Annotated in this window: 6 protein-coding genes; 3 read left to right on the forward strand and 3 right to left on the reverse strand. The window is 66.1% G+C overall.

Translation table 11 applies throughout. The features are described 5' to 3' along the window. Window positions 1–158: 158 nt before the first annotated feature. Complete coding sequence (locus ACIBAF_RS49080; protein WP_399473347.1) at window positions 159–737, reverse strand: hypothetical protein; 579 nt, start codon at window positions 735–737, stop codon at window positions 159–161. A 161-nt stretch (window positions 738–898) separates the two neighbouring features. Between ACIBAF_RS49080 and ACIBAF_RS49085 the strand changes: the two genes are divergently transcribed. Genes ACIBAF_RS49085 through ACIBAF_RS49095 form a run of 3 tightly spaced genes read left to right on the forward strand, consistent with a single transcriptional unit; the run spans window position 899 to window position 2,539 of the window. Continuing rightward, the gene (locus tag ACIBAF_RS49085) at window positions 899–1,156 is read left to right on the forward strand and encodes a hypothetical protein (protein WP_399473349.1); all 258 of its coding nucleotides are present in this window, start codon (window positions 899–901) and stop codon (window positions 1,154–1,156) included. Continuing rightward, a complete protein-coding gene (locus tag ACIBAF_RS49090) occupies window positions 1,131–1,667 on the forward strand; it encodes a DUF6879 family protein (RefSeq protein ID WP_399473351.1) in 537 nt (178 codons plus the stop codon). The genes ACIBAF_RS49085 and ACIBAF_RS49090 overlap by 26 nt, the downstream gene beginning before the upstream one ends. A 23-nt stretch (window positions 1,668–1,690) precedes the next feature. Next, window positions 1,691–2,539: a helix-turn-helix domain-containing protein gene (locus ACIBAF_RS49095; protein ID WP_399473353.1), complete on the forward strand. Its 849-nt coding sequence runs from the start codon at window positions 1,691–1,693 to the stop codon at window positions 2,537–2,539. 212 nt (window positions 2,540–2,751) lie between these two features. Here the strand turns inward: ACIBAF_RS49095 and ACIBAF_RS49100 are convergent, their stop codons facing one another. Both ACIBAF_RS49100 and ACIBAF_RS49105 read right to left on the reverse strand, forming a co-directional pair. Then, the gene (locus tag ACIBAF_RS49100) at window positions 2,752–3,261 is read right to left on the reverse strand and encodes a DUF6879 family protein (protein ID WP_399473355.1); all 510 of its coding nucleotides are present in this window, start codon (window positions 3,259–3,261) and stop codon (window positions 2,752–2,754) included. Between the two features lie 167 nt (window positions 3,262–3,428). Beyond that, window positions 3,429–3,800 carry a hypothetical protein gene (locus ACIBAF_RS49105; RefSeq protein ID WP_399473357.1) on the reverse strand — a complete coding sequence of 124 codons (372 nt, stop codon included), beginning with the start codon at window positions 3,798–3,800 and terminating at the stop codon, window positions 3,429–3,431. Window positions 3,801–4,006 lie beyond the last annotated feature (206 nt).

The following is a 4,006-nucleotide window of genomic DNA, read 5'->3' on the forward strand; positions in this document are numbered from 1 at the left end:
CTCGGCGACACACCGTTCCAGGCCGTACTCGCCGGCGCAGAACGCGGCGAGAGTCTCGAACTCCGTGTCGGCGACGAGGGAACGGCCGGTACGGGTCTTCCTGGCGACGGCGGTGGGGGTCATTGGGTGGCTCCTTGGCAGTTGTGGAGGACTTTGCTTCACTGCTCGTCGCACGCCAGCCGCTTTCCGGCGGCGATGATCCGGGCGACGTCAAGTGGGCGGCACAGCGCGCCCGCCGAAGGCATGGGCACGGACCAGTAGGGGGACCAGTAGGGGTGCCACCCATGGGGGTTGAGGGAGTCGGCCCGCGGTTCCGGGACACCGAGGTAGGCGCCGCGACCCAGGCACTCCACGCCCAGTGCACGCCATTCCACGGCGGCCACATGCCACGTGGCAGGCATGCCGGCCGGGACTAGGGCGTAGTACCTGCACCCCCATGGGTCGCAGATGACCGGCCCACCGTCGCAGGCTTCGTTGAGGAATGAGTCGACGTCGCGTCCGCATTGGTCGGCAACGGCGCGCACAAGGTCCTGGGGTAGCCGTACGGCCGACATGAGGGTGCCGAGAGGCAGCAGCGCGATGCCGCACTCCGTCCACTCCGTGGCCGCCCGGCTCGGGACGGGGTGAGCCGACAGGAGCCAGTGGGCGATGGCCAACTCCCGGTCAGCGCGTGAGTGGATGAGGATCCCGGGTTCTGGTTCGGCGGGATGCAGAGCCCGCGTTCTCGTGTCCGTCACCCTGCCGAAGCTAGAGGTGTGCTGTGCCTCTCCACCAGCAATGTGCACAGATGTGCACGCCACTTCAAATGCGCTGTATGGCTGCTTTGTAACCTTGACTGAGCAGCATGTAACCGTGAAATTGGTGCACATCAGCGCACAGCATCGACAGGGAGGCAACCATGCGCTTACGGTTCATCGGGATCGACCCGGATACAGGAAAGAACGGGTCGCCAACAGCATGGGTGGATCTGGAGACGGCGGACATCGTGATCCAGAGCTACACGGCGGACGAGCCGACACGAGCCCAATGCGTGGACAACCCGGCACCTGGACATGCGAAGGGCATCCCCGACCACGAGACAGTGGTGCGCATTCCGGCCCGCTTGGTGTCGATCCTGAGGGAGGCCTGCGATGTCGCAGAACGTACCCAGCTTTGACGAGCTGATGGAGGCCGCGCAGCGCTCCGCCGTGCACCTCGAAATGCGCGACCAGTACGCGGTCGGCGACGAGGCCGACGACTACGACACCTGGCTGCGCATCGGCCGACGGGACACGGATCCCACCTCGGAGTACTGGGCGCCGTGGGTCGACCTGATCTCCCGAGCGGTCGCCAGCGGAGTGGTCGTACGACGTGCCCGCATCGTCTCCGAGCCGGTCACCGACTACATCCGCTACGAGCACGCCGGAACCGTCGTCAACCTGCACGCAGGCGAACTCGTTCGCTGGCTGCCCCGTAGAGGGGCGGCCGACCTGATGCTGCCCGGCGCCGACCTGTGGATCTTCGACGACACACAGGTCCTCTTCAACCACTTCTCGGGCGACGGCGACTGGAGCGGTGACTCTCCCATGGAGCTGCGCACCGAGCCGACTATCGTCAAGCAGTGCTCGGACGCCTTCGAGGCAGTATGGGAGCGCGCCGTCCCGCACGACGACTACGAGATCCACTGACAGAAAGCAACTTCGGCCAGCTCATGTCCATCTCCCCGTCCTCCTCCGCCCAGGCCGCTCGCGAGAACGTGGCGCGACGGCTACGCGACCTGAGGAGAAACGCCGGCCTCACGGTCACCGAGCTGGCCTCGCAATGCTGTTGGCACCACGCCAAGACCTCCCGGATCGAAAACGCGAGAACACCTCCGTCACCCACGGACATCCGCTCCTGGTGCCACGCGACTGGAGCCGATGACCAGGCCGAGGATCTGATCGCGGCCTCCCAGGACGCGGAAAGCCTCTACCGCGAGTGGCGGCAACGCGTGCGGGCAGGTCTTCGCAAGCTTCAGGACAGCTACGTGGAGCTGTACCGGTCGACGGACCTGCTGCGCACGTACTCCCCGGTCCTGGTACCCGGGTTGTTGCAGACGGAGGGATACGCGCAGGCGTTGCTGAGCACCAACGCCCACCTCCTCGGCGTCCCCGACGACGCGGCCGAAGCCGCAGCCGCACGCCTCCAGCGCTCCCAGATCATCCACGAGCCCGGCCATCGCTTCGTGATGGTCGTCGAAGAGGCCGTGTTGTACTACCAGCTAGGCAACGCGGACGCGATGGCCGCACAACTCGGCTACCTGCTCACCGCCGGCGCGCTCCCGGCCGTGTCCCTCGGCATCATCCCGATGTCGACGCGCGAACGGACTCTCTGGCCCCAGGAGACGTTCGACGTCCACGACGACACCCTGGTCTCCGTCGAACTGATCTCCGCCGAGGTGAACATCACCCAGCCCTCGGAGATCGCCTTGTACATCAAGGCTTTCGAGCGACTACGCAGCATGGCCGTCTACGGAGCTGAAGCGCGGGCGCTGATACTGAAGGCGATAGAGGCGCTGTAGCGGCGTGCTACCCCAGTAGCAGGTTGATCAGCTTCACCGAGCCGTTGAGAGGCGTCCCTGGAGTTCGTGGTTCGCGAAGAGCGCGTCGAGCGGGTAGCGCCGATGGATGTGTGCCGTCCACTTTGGCGTCCGGCAGGTTGTCCCGCAGCGCGCCGCAATGCAGTGCGTACGTGCGTAGGTCGCCATCTGAGGGTGTTGTGGGGTATGTACCGTCAGGCCGGACGGTATTCCTCGTGCGGGATGGCCCGTTCCCACACGGTGCCGAACGCGGAGGCGCACAGCTCCACCACGGTGGGGTCAGTGACCAACTCCTCGCCTGTCATCGTCCCTTCCCCGGCGAAGTGGTTGAACAGGACCATGGCGCCGTCAAAGAGCCAGAAGTCGTTGCCCGGCAGGGCCAACCCGGAGGCATGACGGCGTGGTAGCCAGCGCACGACCTCACCGGCCTTCACGTTGTGCCCAGTGGTCAGTTCGTACTCGTACCTCACATACGAGGAGATGGGTTCAGAGACGATGCGCGCCCGGCGGACGTCGAGGCCACCGGCAACCGACGAGGAAACCAGGTCGATCCACCAGGGCCATCGCTCCGCAGGATCGAACCGGTTGCCCGCAGCCCACTCCTGGTAGTTATCGTCGAGCCCATACGCGTCCCTCATCTCCAGGTGATACGCGTGGTGTTGAGCAGAGCGGAACAGATCCTCAAACATCGGCTCCGTCGCCATCGTTCACCTCCGGGAAGAATTGCATCATGCGTCTCGGAACTCGATCACCGCTTCCGGACTCGTCGTCCAAGTACACATGCTCCGCCGACGTCGCCGACGAAGCAGCTTCGATCAGTTGGCCCAAGTGGGCTAGCTCATCAGTGTCGTCACAGGCACTGCCGACGCGTTCAGAATCCCGGCACGGAAATCCGGCCGGTCATGAGGAGTTCGTGGTTGGCGAAGAGCGCGTCGAGCGGGTAGCGGCGATGGATGTTCGCCGTCCACTTGGCGTCCGGCAGGTTGGTGTATGCGGCGACGGTGCGGGCGCGGCTTGCCTGGGTGAGGATCCATCGGGCCTGGTCGGTGTCCTGGGGTCGACCGCCGAGGTCGCGGGCCAGCCGCCACAGCTCCTCGCCGTCGCCCTGTTCGTCGACGACGGCGACGAGTCCGATGTCGCCGAGGCCGCGTGTGTCGCTGGAGTGGGTGGTGTAGGCGACGGTGAGGACGTCGAGGGGGAAGAGGGTGACGCGGCTGATGGCGGTCAGCTCGGTCAGGGACATGGTGGAGGTGTCCGTTCTGGCGCGGGGAGGGGCGGGCCGGCCCTGGAGGACGGCCGACCCGCACTGAGGGGGAGGGGGATTCAACAGCCGTCGCCGTCGCCGCAGCAGGTGGGTGGGTTGCATTCGGCGGCCGTGCCCCACAGCCGTTCGTCGACCTCGAACCCGGCGGTACGCAACCGGCCCACGACGTCGACCATCAGCCCACG

The organism is Streptomyces sp. NPDC051677 (assembly GCF_044453465.1).
Lineage (GTDB): Bacteria > Actinomycetota > Actinomycetes > Streptomycetales > Streptomycetaceae > Streptomyces.